Here is a 13,871-nt window from a genome sequence, read left to right on the forward strand (position 1 = left end):
GCGAAGCCCGCGCCGTGGACGACCCGGCGCGGGTCAGTGGGCGGCGGCGTCCCAGGAACGGCCCACGCCCACCGAGACCTCCAGCGACACCGACAGCGGGTACGCGTTGCCCATGTGCTCGCGGACCAGGGCCTCGACCTGCTCCCGCTCCCCCTCGGCGATCTCCAGCACCAGTTCGTCGTGCACCTGGAGCAGCATCCGCGACCGCAGCCCCGACTCCTCCAGCGCCCGGAACACGCCGAGCATCGCGACCTTGATGATGTCCGCCGCGCTGCCCTGGATCGGCGCGTTCAACGCCATCCGCTCGGCCATCTCCCGCCGCTGGCGGTTGTCGCTGGTCAGGTCCGGCAGGTAGCGGCGGCGGCCGAGGATGGTCTCGGTGTAGCCCTTCTTGCGGGCGTCCTCGACGACGGCGTGGAGGTAGTCGCGCACCCCGCCGAACCGGGCGAAGTACGCCTCCTTCTGCTCCCGCGCCTCCGCCGCCGAGATCCGCAGCTGCTGCGCCAGCCCGTACTCGGACAGCCCGTACGCCAGCCCGTACGACATGGCCTTCACGCGGCGGCGCTGCTCGGGCGACACCTCGGACGTCGGCACGGAGAACGCGCGCGACGCGACGAACGTGTGCAGGTCCTCCCCGCTGCGGAACGCCTCGATCAGGCCCGCGTCCTCCGACAGGTGGGCCATGATCCGCATCTCGATCTGGCTGTAGTCGGCGGTCATCAGCTCGGCGAAGCCGGGGCCGACGACGAACGCCTCGCGGATTCGCCTGCCCTCGTCCGTGCGGATCGGGATGTTCTGGAGGTTCGGGTCGGTGGACGACAGCCGGCCGGTCGCCGCGATCGTCTGGTGGAACGTGGTGTGGATGCGGCCGTCGTCGGCGACGGACTTGAGCAGCCCGGCCACGGTGGACTTCAGCCTGGTGACGTCGCGGTGCGCGAGCAGGTGCTGGAGGAACGGGTGCTGCGTGGCCTCGAACAGGTTCTGCAGCGCGTCCGCGTCCGTCGTGTACCCGGTCTTGGTCTTCTTCGTCTTCGGCATGTTCAGCTCGTCGAACAGCACCGTCTGGAGCTGCTTCGGCGAGCCGAGGTTGATCTCCTTGCCGATCACCGAGTACGCGTCCTGCGCGGCCTGCTTCACGCCGGCCGCGAAGTGCGCCTCCAGCGCCGCGAGGTGCTCGGAGTCGATCGCGATGCCGACCGCCTCGACGTCGTCCAGCACCATCATCAGCGGCAGCTCCAGCGTCGCGAGCAGCGACTCCTGGCCGGTCGCCACCAGCTCGCGGTCCAGCGCCTCGGCCAGCTCGGCGACGGCGAAGGCGCGCACGATCGACGCCTGGGCGGCCTTCTGGCGGTCCTCCTCCTCGTCGGCGAGCAGGGACAGCTGGCCGTCGTCGGGCTCCTCGGCGCGCAGCTCCCGCTTGAGGTAGCGCAGGGCCAGGTCGTCGAGGGCGAACGACCGCTGGCCGGGCCGCACGAGGTACGCGGCGAGCGCCGTGTCGCTGGTGACGCCGCGCAGCTTCCAGCCGCGGGCGCGCAGCGCGCGCAGGGGCACCTTCAGGTCGTGGCCGGCCTTGGCGACCGACTCGTCGGCGAGCCACGCGGCCAGCGCGTTCTCGTCCTCCTCGGCCAGGGAGGTGACGTCGACGTACCCGCCCTCGCCGCCGACCGCGGCCAGCGCGACGCCCTCCAGGTCGCCGCCCGTGGAGCGGAACGCGATGCCGACGCGGCCGGACCGGGCGTGGGTGTCGAGCCACGACCCCAGCGCGCCGGCGGGCACCGCGCCGCCGCTGACCGTGAAGCCCTCCTCGGCCTCCGGCTCGGCGGTGGACAGGGTGGAGAACAGCCGGTCCCGCAGCACGCGGAACTCCAGCTCGTCGAACAGGCGGTGGACGGCGTCGCGGTCCCACGGGCGGGCTTCGAGGTCGGCCGGGCCGAGGGGCAGCTCGACGTCGCGGACCAGCTCGGTGAGCTGCCGGTTCAGCATGATGTTGGACAGGTTGGCGCGCAGCGCGTCGCCCACCTTGCCGGGCACCTCGTCGACGTGGTCGATAAGGCCGTTGAGCGAGCCGAACTGGGTGAGAAGCTTCACGATGGTCTTGGGGCCGACGCCGGGGGTGTTGGGCAGGTTGTCCGACGAGTCGCCGCGGACCGCCGCGTAGTCGGCGTACAGCTCGGGCGGCACGCCCTGCTTCTCCAGCACGAGCTCGGGGGTGTAGCGGGCCATCTCGGACACGCCCTTGACCGGGTACAGCACCGTCACCTTGTCGGTGACCAGCTGCAACGCGTCGCGGTCGCCGGTGCAGATGAGGACCTCGAAGCCGAGCGCGGTCGCCTGGGTGGTGAGCGTGGCGATCAGGTCGTCGGCCTCGTAGTTGTCCTTGGACAGGACGGGGATGGACAGCGTGCCCAGCACGTCCTCGATGAGGCTGACCTGGCCGCGGAACTCGTTCGGCGTCTCGCTGCGACCGGCCTTGTACTCCGCGTACGCCTCGGTGCGGAACGTCTTGCGGGAGACGTCGAACGCGACCGCGATGTGCGTGGGCTTCTCGTCGCGCAGCAAGTTGATCAGCATCGAGGTGAAGCCGTAGACCGCGTTGGTGGTCTGGCCCGTGCCGGTCTGGAAGTTCTCCTTGGGCAGCGCGAAGAACGCCCGGTAGGCCATGGAGTGGCCGTCGACCAGCAGCAGGCGGGAGGCTTCTGAAGTGCTCACACCGGCGAGTCTAGGGTGAGGGTCCGACAGTTCCGCACCGACTGGGAGCCACCCGTGACGCCAGCACCCGAGGACATCCCCGGCGCCAACCAGGACGTCGCCCACGAGCAGTTGACCGCCAGGCTGGGCATCGAGATCACCCGATGGGATGCCGACCGGCTGGTCGGGACGATGCCGGTGAAGGGCAACCGGCAGCCGTACGGGCTGCTGCACGGCGGCGCGAACGCGGCGCTGGCGGAGACGCTGGGCTCGATCGCGGCGGCCATGCACGCGGCGCCGGACCGGGTGGCCGTGGGCCTGGAGCTGTCGTGCACGCACCACCGGGGCGTGACGGAGGGCGTCGTCACGGGGGTGTGCACGCCGATCCACCGCGGCCGGAGCACCGCCACGTACGAGATCGCCATCACCGACGAGCAGGGGCGGCGGGCGTGCACGGCCCGGCTCACGTGCTTCCTGAAAGACGCCCCGAAGGGGTGAACGTGCGGGTCTCGCGGCCCCGCGGTGGAACCCGAGGGCCCCGATCGGTGGAGGTGGGCGTGCGGCGTCGCGTGGTCGTGGTGGCGGCGGCGGTGGCCGGGCTGGTCACGGCCGGGTGCGGCGGGTCGCCGGTCGAGGCGGGGCCGGTGGCGGTGTCGAGCACGCCGGCGACGTACCCGGTGCCGGCGGCGACGGTGCGGCCGGACGAGAAGGTGCTGAAGATCCCGACCACGGCGGACGGCGACACGGCCTTCACGCTGGTGGGGCTCACCGCCGAGATGGCCACGATCATCGGCAGCCACGCCGAGTTCCACGCCAAGGGCCAGTTCGTGCGAATCCGGATGAGCGTGGTCAACAACGGCCGCAGCAGCGTGTCGTTCGACGCCCGGCGGCACGTGCTGGTGGACGACCGCAAGGGCGAGCACGCGGTGGACGAGCAGGCCATGACGATCAAGCGGCAGCCGGAGACGATCGACATCGGGGCCAACGTGCGCCTGGAGTACGACGTCTACTACGACCTGCCCAAGGACGCGAAGCCGCTGGCCCTGCGCGTGTACGGGGGTCCGACGCTGACGGACCTGAAGGACGAGTCGGGCACCGAGATCCCGCTGGCCCAGCCGTAGCCGGGCCAGCGGGGTCCGGACCGTCAGTGACCGCCGAGGTACGCGGCGCGCACCTGGGGGTCGTCCAGCAGCGCCGGGCCGGGGGCGCTCTTCACGACCCGGCCGGTTTCGAGCACGTACGCGCGGTCGGAGAGCTTCAGCGCCTGCTGCGCGTTCTGCTCGACCAGCAGCACGGTCGTGCCGCGCTTGTTGATCTCCTTGATGATCTCGAAGATCTGCGCGATGAGCATGGGCGCGAGGCCCATCGACGGCTCGTCGAGCAGGAGCACCTTCGGCTTGGTCATCAGGGCGCGGCCCATGGCGATCATCTGCTGCTCGCCGCCGGACATGGTGCCGCCGAACTGGTTCTTGCGCTCGGCGAGCCGCGGGAACAGCTCGTAGACCTCCGCCAGGTCGGCCGACAGGTCGTCCTTGCGGGTGTAGGCGCCCATCAGGAGGTTCTCCTGCACCGTCATGCCGGGGAACACGCCGCGGCCTTCCGGTGACTGGCCGATGCCCGCCATGACGCGCTTGTGGCCGGGCATCTTGGAGATGTCCTCGCCGTTGAACACGACGCGGCCGCTGGTCAGCGGGCGCAGCCCGGAGATGGTCTTCAGGGTCGTCGTCTTGCCCGCGCCGTTGGCGCCGATGAGCGAGACGATCTCACCTTCCTCCACCTGCAGGCTGATGCCCTTGATCGCGGCGATCTTCCCGTAGTGGACGTGGATGTCGTCGATCTCAAGAAGCATCTTCGGACACCCCCAGGTACGCCTCGATGACCTTCGGGTTGTTCTGCACCTCGTGCGGGAGCCCTTCTGCGATCAGCTGGCCGAAGTCGAGCACCGCCACGCGGTCGCTGACGCCCATGACCAGGCTCATGTCGTGCTCGATCAGCAGCACGGTCCGGCCGCTGTCGCGGATCTTGCGGATGAGGGCCTGGAGCGACTCCTTCTCCGCCGGGTTCATGCCCGCCGCGGGCTCGTCCAGCAGGAGCAGCTTCGGGTCCGTGGCCAGCGCGCGGGCGATCTCGAGCCGGCGCTGGTCGCCGTACGGGAGGTTCTTCGCGGTCTCGCTCATCCGGCCGGGGATGCCGACGAAGTCGAGCAGCTCCCGCGCCAGCTCACGGCCGCGCTTCTCCTCCTTGCGGTGCCAGGGCAGGCCCAGCGTCGCGCCGATGGCGCCGGTCTTGTGGTGCGCGTCGGCGCCCACCATCACGTTCTCCAGGGCCGACATGTTGTGGAACAGCCGGATGTTCTGGAACGTGCGGGCGATGCCCATCTTGGTGATGGCGAACCGCTTGGCGCCGTTGATCCGCGCGCCGTTGAACAGCACCTGGCCCTCGGTGGGCTGGTACACGCCGGTGACCACGTTGAACACGGTGGTCTTGCCGGCGCCGTTCGGGCCGATCAGGGCGAAGATCTCGCCCTGGTTGACGCTGAGCTGCGCGCCGCGCAGGGCGACCACGCCGCCGAAGCGCATGGTCACGTCGTCCAGCTGAAGGACGGGAGTGCTCACTTGGCCGCCTCCGTCGTCGAAACGTCGCTGTCCGGACCGGCGACCTCGGCACCCATGGTGCCCATGCCGCCGGTGCCCTCGTGCAGCTCGGCCTTGCGCCTCCGGGAGGGCAGCAGGCCCTCCGGCCGCAGGGCCATCATCAGCACCAGCACACCGCCGAAGAGCAGGATGCGGTACTCGGCCGGGTCCTTGCCCAGGATGTCCTTCAGCCAGTCGACCTCGCGGAACCGCTCGGGCAGCCAGGCGATGACGAACGCGCCGAGCATGACGCCGGGCAGGTTGCCGGAGCCGCCGAGCACGACCGCGGCGAGGATCGTCGCGGACAGGATGAACGGGAAGGTGTTCGGCTCGATGAACACCGCCTTGCCGGCGTAGATGCCGCCGGCGAGGCCGCCGATCATGGCGCCGATTGCGAACGCGAGGAGCTTGAACTTGAACGTCGGCACGCCCATCAGCTCGGCGGCGTCCTCGTCCTCGCGGATCGCGGCCCACGCGCGGCCGACGCGGCTCTTCTGCAGCCGCACCGAGAAGATGATCACGAGCACGATCGCGGCGACCATCAGGTAGTAGTACGGCGCGGGCAGGAGCTTGAACTCCATGCCGAGCATGGGCGGCGGGTGCGGGATGTTCGTGATGCCGCGCGCGCCGCCGATCTCGTCGGTGTTGTTCGCGGTGATGCGGACGATCTCGCCGAAGCCGAGCGTCACGATGGCGAGGTAGTCGCCGCGCAGCCGCAGCGTCGGCGCGCCGAGGATGACGCCGGACACCGCCGCGAGCAGGATGCCGAACGCCGCCGTGGCCCAGTAGTTCCAGCCGAACTGGGTGCCGTAGTAGGCGACCGAGTAGCCGCCGATCGCGAAGAACGCGACGAAGCCCAGGTCGAGCAGGCCGGCCTGGCCGACCACGACGTTCAGGCCGATGGCCAGCAGGATGTACGTGCCGATCGGGTAGATCAGCACCGTCGTCCAGTCGGACGCCGGCGACATGAACGAGCCGATCCACGGCGCGGGCAGGATCAGCGCGAACACGATGACCGCGATGTACACGAGGTACCGCTGCCACACCTTGGCGTGTTCCCACCAGTCGCGGGCGCCGTCGAACGGGGCGCCCACGCGCCTCAACGGATTCGCGTTGCCAGTCACTCCGTTGCCTTTCATGCGCGGGCCTTCTGCAGGGATTCGCCGAGGATGCCGGTCGGGCGGAACATCAGCACGACCACCAGGACGGTGAACGCGATGACGTCCTTCCACTCGGAACCCAGGAAGATCGCGCCCCAGTTCTCGATGAGGCCGAGCACGATGCCGCCGAGCAGTGCGCCGCGGAGGTTGCCGATACCGCCGAGCACCGCGGCGGTGAACGCCTTGATGCCGAGCACGAAACCGACGTTGAAGACGGTGTTCTCGAACTCCATGAGGTACAGCGCGCCGGCGACGCCGGCCATCGAGCCGCCGAGCAGGAACGTGACCCGGACGATGTTGTCGATGCTGACGCCCATGAGCACGGCGGCTTCGGGGTCCTGGGCGGTGGCCCGGATGCCGCGGCCGATCTTCGTGCGGTTCACGAGGCGGTCCAGCGCGATCATCATGATGACGGCGGCGACCACGACGATGATGTGGTCGGTGCGGACCGCGGCGTTGCCGACGGTGAACACCGTGTCGCGGTCGACGAGGCGCGGCGAGGACTGCTGGTTGCGACCGGGCTTGCCGGTCAGCCAGGGGATGATGACGAGCGCGAACAGCTCCATCAGGAACAGGGACGCGCCGATCGCGGAGATGAGGGCGGTGAGCCTCGTGGCGCCCTTCTTGCGCAGCGGCCGGTAGGCCACCAGCTCCAGCAGGACGGCGGCGCCGCCGGACACCGCGGCCGACAACGCGATGATCAACAGCATCACACCGATGAGCGCGATCCCGGTGAACGGGGTGGTCGGCGCGAGGGCCGTGACCACCACGAGCGACGTGAACGTGCCGATCATGAAGATCTCGGAGTGGGCGAAGTTGATCAGACGCAGCACGCCGTAGACCATCGTGTAGCCGAGGGCGACGAGCGCGTAGATGGAGCCGAACACCAGTCCGCCCACCGTGCTGGGTAGGAACTGGTTGAGGAAATCATCAAGCATGACAGGTTTGCCTCACGAGACGGGCGGGGGGAGAGACTTCGCCATAGTGGCGGGGAGCGGGAGCAGTCGTTCCCACGACACTCCCGCTCCCCAGCGCGCTAGCTTGCTGCCTAATCCGTCTCGGATCAGCCCTCCAGCTTCGCCGACTCCGCCGGACCCAGAAGCTTGAGGACACCACCCTTGACCTGGTAGACGAAGATGGAGTTGTTCTCCGGCTCGCCGTTCGCCTTGAACTTGATCGGCTTGGAGACACCCTCGAACGAGACCGTCTTCAGGAACTCGTTGATCTTCTCCGACGACGTGTTGCCGGCCTCGACCGCCTTGATGAACGCCGTGGCGGCGTCGTAGCCCTCGGTCGCGTAGATCGCCGGGTCCGTGTTGGCGCTCTTCTTGTAGTTGTCGAAGAACGTCTTCAGCGCGCCCTCGACGTCGGCCGACGGGATGTTGCACGGGCAGGCGAGGACGGCGCCCTCGGCGGCGTCGGCGCCCGCGCCGGAGACGAGCTGCTGGTCGAGCGAGCCGTCACCGGAGGCGAACAGGGCCTTCACGCCACCGTCGCGCAGCTGCTTGAGCAGGCGGCCGGCCTGGGCGTAGTAGCCACCGAAGACGATCACGTCGGGGTTGGACGCGGCGACCTTGGTGACGGTGGACGAGTAGTCGGACGCGTCCTTGGCGAACTTGTCGCGCTCGACGGTGACGCCCTTGCCCTCGAACGACTTGGCGACGGCGTCGGCCAGGCCGACGCTGTACTCCTGGTCGTCGGACAGGACGAAGGCCTTCTTCGGGCTCCTCGCGGTCACCAGGAACTCGGCGATGCCGGGGCCCTGGTCGTCGTCGTTCGCGACGACGCGGTGCCAGTAGGTCCAGCCGTTCGAGGCGAGACCCGGGTTCGTGGCGGACGGCGAGACGCTGGGGATCTTGTTCTCCTCCAGCACGCCGCCGATGGCCTTCGACTCACCGGAGAACGCCGGGCCGATCAGGCCGACGATCTTGTCGGAGCCGATGGCGGTCGTGATCAGCGAGGTCGCCTGGTCGGGCTTGCCCTGGCTGTCGTACTGCACCAGCTCGATCTTGACCTTGGGGTTCTTCGCGTTGTACTCGTCGACGGCCATCTTCGCGCCGTTGCGCGGCGGGATCACGATCGCCGAGTTCTCACCGGTGAGGTCACCCATGAACCCGATCTTGACCGAGGTGACGTCGCCACCCGCGTCGCCACCGCCGCCGCCTCCAGCGCAAGCCGCGAGCACCAGCGACGAAGCCGCCGCCAGCGCCAGAACTCGGCCGAGTCGTGCTCCTGACACCGGAATACCTCCCATGACACCAACCAGCCCGCCGGTAGGCGGAGAGCCCTCACACGAGGGCTTGGGTTAGGGAGGGAACGTAGCTTCAGTTGAGTTCCGTGAACAGGTGGTCTTACTGCTCTGTGTCCACATCGTGACGGTAGTCACCGGCAAATAGTCCACGGTTAACAAGCTTAAATCCAGCTCAAATAGCCGCAGGTCACATGGTCAATGCGCGCAGTAACCAAGAATGACCCCGGCAGACCGTCCGATACTCGAACGTGTATCACTCGCGGGGATACTCACCCGAAGTTTTCGATGACGGCTTCCGCCACGGCCTTCATGGTGGTGCGACGGTCCATCGCGGTGCGCTGCACCCAGCGGAAAGCCTCGGGCTCCGACAGACCCTGCTTGGTCATCAGCAATCCCTTGGCGCGCTCCACGACCTTGCGCGTCTCCAGCCGCTCGGTGAGACCGGCGACCTCGTTCTCCAGCGCCTGCAACTCGGCGAACCGGCTCATCGCGAGTTCGATCGCGGGCACCAGGTCGCGCTTCGCGAACGGCTTCACCAGGTACGCCATCGCGCCCGCGTCACGGGCCCGTTCCACCAGGTCGCGCTGGCTGAAAGCGGTGAGGATCACGACCGGCGCAATGCGCTTGCCCGCGATCACCGACGCGGCCTCGATGCCGTCGACCTTCGGCATCTTGACGTCCATGATGACCAGGTCGGGCCTGAGCTCGGTGGCCAGCGTGACCGCCTCGTCGCCGTCGGCGGCCTGACCGGCCACCTCGTACCCCTCCTCGCGCAGCATCTCGACCAGGTCGAGGCGGATGAGGGCTTCGTCCTCGGCGACGAGGACGCGCCGGGGCGCGACCTCGGCCTGGGCCTCGGCAGCCTGTTGGGTCACCGGGGTCCTCCTGACACTCTGACGGCGGCTCGACGCGGTCGCGTCGGACGAAACCGCAGTCTACCGGCGTGCCGGCCCGCGCCGTGGCCGTCCGGCCGTGATCACGGCCACCGGCCGCCACTTCGTCGTTTCGGACGGCACGGCTGGTCCGAACGCGACGGGCCCACGCCACCCGTCCGGGTGGCCCCGAACGGGTGTCTGACGCCGTGCCGGGTGTCCACGAGGGACACCCGACACGGCGGGTCACCGTGCGACAGCGGGACGAAGTCGGGCCGCCGGCGCGGGGAGACTTCGGGTCACCGCACCGCCTGGGGCGGCTCCCACCAGCCCGTCACGCCTTCCGGCCACTCCATCGCGGCGAGCGCGGGCTCGTGCGCCGGGTCCGGGCCGTCGACCTCGCGGAGGAACAGGTCGTACCACCCGGTGGAGAGGCCGAGGCCGCCGCCGGCACTGGGAACTTCCACGGAACCCGGCAGGCCGAACACGGGGTGCAGCAGGCGGTCCGCGACGGTGGTCACGCCGAGGCTCTCGGGCCACTCGACCCACCACCGGTCGCCCTGCGCCAGCGCCCGCACCCACGGCGCGGCGGTGAACAGGTGGTAGCGGCGCAGCACCGCGCTGCCGACGCCCGTCGGGCGCGGCGTCTCCTCCAGGTGGTCGCGCTCGGCGGCGGTGAGGGGTCCGTCGACGAACCGGTCGCTCAGGGCACGGCCCTTGAGCAGGGTGCGGACGTACTTCATGCCGTCCGCCCACGCCCGCTCGTCCACGCCCGCGAGGTGGACCGACGCGTCGACGTCGGCGAACCGCAGTTCCACCGAGCGCGGGTGCCGGACGACCCGCAGGCCGGGCGCGCCCGCCACCCACGACTCGTCGTGCCGCGGCAGCAGCTCGTAGAGCAGCGGGCCGAGGGCGTGCTCGGCGAGGTGCAGGCGCGGGCGCTCGGCCGGTTCGACGGCGCGGAACGCGTGCGCGGGCCGCAGCATGCTCGCCGGCGGGCGCAACTGGAGGTGGCCCGCCGCGTCCAGACCTGCTTGCAGGACAACGCATTCCAGCCGCGCTGGGCGTCTTCCGCCGCGTCGGGCAGGAACAGCCCGCGCACGTCGGCCCGCCCGCGCAGGGCGTCCACCACGCGTTCGCGGCGGTCGGCGGGCAGGTCGTGCAGCACGGCCTTCACCGCGGGCACGGCCTGGGTGAGGTTCTCGCCGGTGTAGGTCCGGCGGAGGTCGACCAGCTGGTCGGTCAACGACGATCGCGCCATGGCAGTCCTCGCTCCCGCCGCCCGGCTCGGCGCGACAAGGACGCGGTCACGCGTCGTCGGTGGTCTTCGGTGCACTCCGTGAGCAGGGGTGCCCCCACCCCGCGGCGGATCACGCCACCCGCTTGCCGGGAGGTGGCTCCAGCCTCACGTCTGCTCACACACGCCGTCGCCGACGATAGCAAAACCGGCGTCGCCGGGGCGGGCGGCCGGCGCTCGACGTAGGGTCCGAACATGAGTTCGAACGAACGCCTGTGGCCTGCGGCCGCCGCCCACGACGAGCTGCGGCTGATGACGGAGTTCCTGACGTTCCTGCGGCTGACCGCCGTGGCCAAGGTGGAAGGGCTGGGCTGGGCGGACGCCTCGGCCGCGCCCATCCCGACCTCGCCGGTGGTGAGCGCGCTGGGGGTGCTGCGGCACCTGACCGCCGTGGAGCGGTGGTGGCTGTCGATCGAGGTGGGTGGCGTGGAGCTGCCGTCGCTGTGGGGCGCGGACGCGGACGCGTCGTGGCTCCTGCACGAGGGCGACACGGTGGAGTCGGTGGTCGACGAGTACCGCGCCGAGTGGGAGCGGTCGGCGCGGGCGCTGGACGGCCTCGGCCCGGACGACCGGACGCGGGGCGACCACGCGGGCAACGGCCGCACGGTGCGGTGGGTGCTGGCGCACGTCGTGCAGGAGACCGCCCGGCACGTCGGGCACCTCGACCTCCTGCGCGAGCTCGCGGACGGCGCGAAGGGCGAGTGACCCCGTCCCGCGGCCGTAACGCGAGCGGGTGAACGGGCGTGCGGGGCGCGGTGGCGGCTGATTGGATCAACGCCCATGCGCCACCTGGTTGCCGTGCTCGCCGCCGTGCTCCTGCTGTCCGTGCCCGCCGCGTCGGCGACGGCGACGTCCGCGGCCCCGCCCGCCCCCGCGGCCGTCGAGGTCGACTTCACCGGGATCGTGTCGCTGCGCGGCTGCTCGGGCTCGGTGGTGCGGCCGCCGCGGCACGCCCCGTCCGACCCGGCGCTGGTGCTGACGAACGGCCACTGCGTGCGGCTGATGAGCGGGACCGAGGTGGTGGTGGACGAGGCCGCCGACCGGACGTTCACGCTGCTCGACCGGACCGGCGAGGGCACGCTCGGCACGTTGCGCGCGGCCCGGTTGCTGTACGCGACGATGTCCGGCACGGACGTGGCGCTGTACCGGCTCACCTCGACCTACGCCGAGGTGGAGGCGATGGGGACGCGGGTGCTGGAGCTGTCGCCGGAGCACCCGGCCGTCGGCATCGACGTCCGCGTGGTGTCCGGGTACTGGCGCGAGATCTTCGCCTGCCGCGCCGACGGCTACGTGCACGAGCTGCGGGAAGGCCCGTGGACCTGGCGCGGCTCGATGCGCTACACGGCGTCGTGCGACACGCGGGGCGGCACGTCCGGCTCGCCCGTGGTGGACGTGGCGAGCGGCCGGGTGGTGGCGGTGAACAACACCGGCAACGAGAACGGCGAGCGGTGCACGCGGAACAACCCGTGCGAGGTGGACGAGACCGGTGCGGTGACCGTGCGGCACGGCATCCGGTACGGGCAGCAGACCCACTACGTGGTGCCGTGCCTGACCGGGGGCGGCAGGGTCGACCTCGCCGCCCCCGGGTGCGGGCTGCCCAAGCCGCAGCCCAAGCCTCAGCCGTGAGCCCCGGGGCCGGGGACTAGCCCGGGAACCGCTCGCCCGACAGGGCGTGGACCGCCGCCATCGGGTTGCCCAGGTGGTAGTGGTCCACGGCCAGGTAGGTCGGGGTCTTGCGGGCGGCGGGCTCGCAGAACCGCCGGGCGCGGTCGGCGAGCTTGGCGTTGTCGGTGCCCGCCGTGCCGGTGACCGGGACGTCCCGGAAGTGGTTCATCACGAACAGCGGCCGGAAGCCCGGTTCGGTGCGGGTGAGCGGCGTGCTCCAGCGGCTGTGGCACGACCAGTCGGAACCGCCCACGCCCGGACCCATCGACCAGTGGTTCTCCACCGTCCACTCGGACTGGTACATCACGCCGAACGTGTCGCGCTGCGGGGTGTCGCCGGAACGGCCGCGGTCGGTGAAGATCATCAGCCGCTTGTCGGCGGCGCGCAGGGCGTTCAGGGTCGGCCAGCCGTTCGTCCGCACGCCCGCCTGGTCGGGGCGGAACAGGACGTCGGCCAGTCCGTCGACGCGGGCCAGCTCGGAGCGCAGCACGTCGGCGGTGACGTAGTCCTCCAGGAACACGGTGACGAACTCGGCGGGGTTGCGGTGGAGGAAGTCCACGATCCGCCGCACGTCCACCCACAGCGCCACGGGCCGGCTGACCCACGTGCAGCTGTTGTGGCACAGGATCGCGCCGTCGCGGGTCTGGTGGACGTCGAGCTGGAAGCCGCGCACGCCGTCGGCGAGCTGCTGCTCGATGCCGCGGGCCTGGTTGGGCGCGAGGTTGACGAACGGCGGCGCGAACCCGCCGTCCACGCCGTTGGCGTAGGCGTTGTGCGCGGTGAGGAACGTGACCTGGTCGAGGCGCCGCTCCCCCTCCGGCGGCGCCGGCACGCGCTGGGGGAACGCGGGGGTGAGGTACCAGAGGTCGGCGCCGGAGCCGATCCGCACCTGGTCCGTGCCGGACGCGACCAGGCGCCGGTCCGTGCCGGGGACGTGGAGGCGGTGCCGGTCGCCGTCGGGGACCACGTCCCACTGCGCGTCGGGGCTGTCGCAGGGCAGCACCACGGCGAGGTCGCCCTGCCGGCCCAGGCACCCCGCGCCTTCGCGGAGCGTGCGGCTGGACAGCGTCCACTGCTGGTGGTCCTCGTCGCCCTTGGGTCGGCGTTGGAGCACGGACGTGCCGGACACGCCGGCGTTGAGGCCGGTGGTGGCGCTCTGGAGGTAGTAGAGGCCGTCCGCGGGGGCGGCGGCCGCGGCGGGCGCGGTGATGGTGGCGGTCAGGGTTGCGGCGGCCAGGGAGGTGACGAGCGTGGCGATCAGGGCTGACCGGGTGGCGCGCATCAAGCAGTCCTCTCGACGGCTCC

13 protein-coding genes are annotated in these 13,871 nt (G+C 70.7%); 4 read left to right on the plus strand and 9 right to left on the minus strand.

The genetic code is table 11. The features are described from left to right. Window positions 1-33: 33 nt before the first annotated feature. Window positions 34-2,709 (minus strand): DNA polymerase I, encoded by a 2,676-nt coding sequence (gene polA / locus ACRAKH_RS25865; RefSeq protein WP_380726191.1) that lies wholly within the window; start codon window positions 2,707-2,709, stop codon window positions 34-36. 54 nt (window positions 2,710-2,763) lie between these two features. Between polA and ACRAKH_RS25870 the strand changes: the two genes are divergently transcribed. Together ACRAKH_RS25870 and ACRAKH_RS25875 are read left to right on the plus strand one after the other, a co-directional pair. Next, window positions 2,764-3,186, plus strand: coding sequence for a hotdog fold thioesterase (locus ACRAKH_RS25870; protein WP_380726189.1), 423 nt, complete (start codon window positions 2,764-2,766; stop codon window positions 3,184-3,186). Between the two features lie 59 nt (window positions 3,187-3,245). Then, window positions 3,246-3,809 carry a DUF4352 domain-containing protein gene (locus ACRAKH_RS25875; protein WP_380726187.1) on the plus strand — a complete coding sequence of 188 codons (564 nt, stop codon included), beginning with the start codon at window positions 3,246-3,248 and terminating at the stop codon, window positions 3,807-3,809. Window positions 3,810-3,832: 23 nt separating this feature from the next. On the opposite strand, the gene ACRAKH_RS25880 is transcribed toward ACRAKH_RS25875, so the two are convergent. The 7 genes from ACRAKH_RS25880 to ACRAKH_RS25910 all read right to left on the minus strand — a co-directional run bounded on the left by ACRAKH_RS25880 (window position 3,833) and on the right by ACRAKH_RS25910 (window position 10,590). Next, a complete protein-coding gene (locus ACRAKH_RS25880; RefSeq protein WP_380726185.1) occupies window positions 3,833-4,537 on the minus strand; it encodes an ABC transporter ATP-binding protein in 705 nt (234 codons plus the stop codon). Then, the gene (locus ACRAKH_RS25885) at window positions 4,527-5,267 is read right to left on the minus strand and encodes an ABC transporter ATP-binding protein (protein WP_380726193.1); all 741 of its coding nucleotides are present in this window, start codon (window positions 5,265-5,267) and stop codon (window positions 4,527-4,529) included. Before ACRAKH_RS25885 ends, ACRAKH_RS25880 begins: the two co-directional genes overlap by 11 nt. Window positions 5,268-5,299: 32 nt before the next feature. Continuing rightward, window positions 5,300-6,460, minus strand: a complete 1,161-nt coding sequence (locus ACRAKH_RS25890) for a branched-chain amino acid ABC transporter permease (RefSeq protein ID WP_380726183.1) — start codon at window positions 6,458-6,460, stop codon at window positions 5,300-5,302. Next, window positions 6,457-7,419: a branched-chain amino acid ABC transporter permease gene (locus ACRAKH_RS25895; protein WP_380726181.1), complete on the minus strand. Its 963-nt coding sequence runs from the start codon at window positions 7,417-7,419 to the stop codon at window positions 6,457-6,459. Before ACRAKH_RS25895 ends, ACRAKH_RS25890 begins: the two co-directional genes overlap by 4 nt. Before the next feature lie 125 nt (window positions 7,420-7,544). Then, window positions 7,545-8,720, minus strand: a complete 1,176-nt coding sequence (locus tag ACRAKH_RS25900; RefSeq protein WP_380726179.1) for a branched-chain amino acid ABC transporter substrate-binding protein — start codon at window positions 8,718-8,720, stop codon at window positions 7,545-7,547. Window positions 8,721-9,001: 281 nt separating this feature from the next. Further along, the gene (locus ACRAKH_RS25905; RefSeq protein WP_380726177.1) at window positions 9,002-9,607 is read right to left on the minus strand and encodes an ANTAR domain-containing response regulator; all 606 of its coding nucleotides are present in this window, start codon (window positions 9,605-9,607) and stop codon (window positions 9,002-9,004) included. Window positions 9,608-9,903: 296 nt separating this feature from the next. After that, window positions 9,904-10,590 (minus strand): hypothetical protein, encoded by a 687-nt coding sequence (locus ACRAKH_RS25910; protein ID WP_380726175.1) that lies wholly within the window; start codon window positions 10,588-10,590, stop codon window positions 9,904-9,906. A gap of 506 nt (window positions 10,591-11,096) precedes the next feature. Between ACRAKH_RS25910 and ACRAKH_RS25915 the strand changes: the two genes are divergently transcribed. Together ACRAKH_RS25915 and ACRAKH_RS25920 are read left to right on the plus strand one after the other, a co-directional pair. Beyond that, window positions 11,097-11,606, plus strand: coding sequence for a DinB family protein (locus tag ACRAKH_RS25915; protein WP_380726173.1), 510 nt, complete (start codon window positions 11,097-11,099; stop codon window positions 11,604-11,606). Between the two features lie 75 nt (window positions 11,607-11,681). Beyond that, on the plus strand, window positions 11,682-12,527 hold the full coding sequence (locus ACRAKH_RS25920) for a S1 family peptidase (protein WP_380726171.1): 846 nt from the start codon (window positions 11,682-11,684) through the stop codon (window positions 12,525-12,527). A gap of 16 nt (window positions 12,528-12,543) precedes the next feature. Here the strand turns inward: ACRAKH_RS25920 and ACRAKH_RS25925 are convergent, their stop codons facing one another. Next, a complete protein-coding gene (locus ACRAKH_RS25925) occupies window positions 12,544-13,848 on the minus strand; it encodes a PI-PLC domain-containing protein (protein ID WP_380726169.1) in 1,305 nt (434 codons plus the stop codon). Window positions 13,849-13,871: the final 23 nt, after the last annotated feature.

The organism is Saccharothrix hoggarensis, from assembly GCF_052936025.1.

Bases quoted from the DNA above. Each gene is read 5' to 3' on its own strand.
- ACRAKH_RS25880 (WP_380726185.1), bottom strand. From the start codon at position 4,537: ATGCTTCTTGAGATCGACGACATCCACGTCCACTACGGGAAGATCGCC.
- ACRAKH_RS25885 (WP_380726193.1), bottom strand. From the start codon at position 5,267: ATGCGCTTCGGCGGCGTGGTCGCCCTGCGCGGCGCGCAGCTCAGCGTC.
- ACRAKH_RS25890 (WP_380726183.1), bottom strand. From the start codon at position 6,460: ATGAAAGGCAACGGAGTGACTGGCAACGCGAATCCGTTGAGGCGCGTG.
- ACRAKH_RS25895 (WP_380726181.1), bottom strand. From the start codon at position 7,419: ATGCTTGATGATTTCCTCAACCAGTTCCTACCCAGCACGGTGGGCGGA.
- ACRAKH_RS25910 (WP_380726175.1), bottom strand. From the start codon at position 10,590: ATGCTGCGGCCCGCGCACGCGTTCCGCGCCGTCGAACCGGCCGAGCGC.
- ACRAKH_RS25915 (WP_380726173.1), top strand. From the start codon at position 11,097: ATGAGTTCGAACGAACGCCTGTGGCCTGCGGCCGCCGCCCACGACGAG.
- ACRAKH_RS25920 (WP_380726171.1), top strand. From the start codon at position 11,682: ATGCGCCACCTGGTTGCCGTGCTCGCCGCCGTGCTCCTGCTGTCCGTG.
- ACRAKH_RS25925 (WP_380726169.1), bottom strand. From the start codon at position 13,848: ATGCGCGCCACCCGGTCAGCCCTGATCGCCACGCTCGTCACCTCCCTG.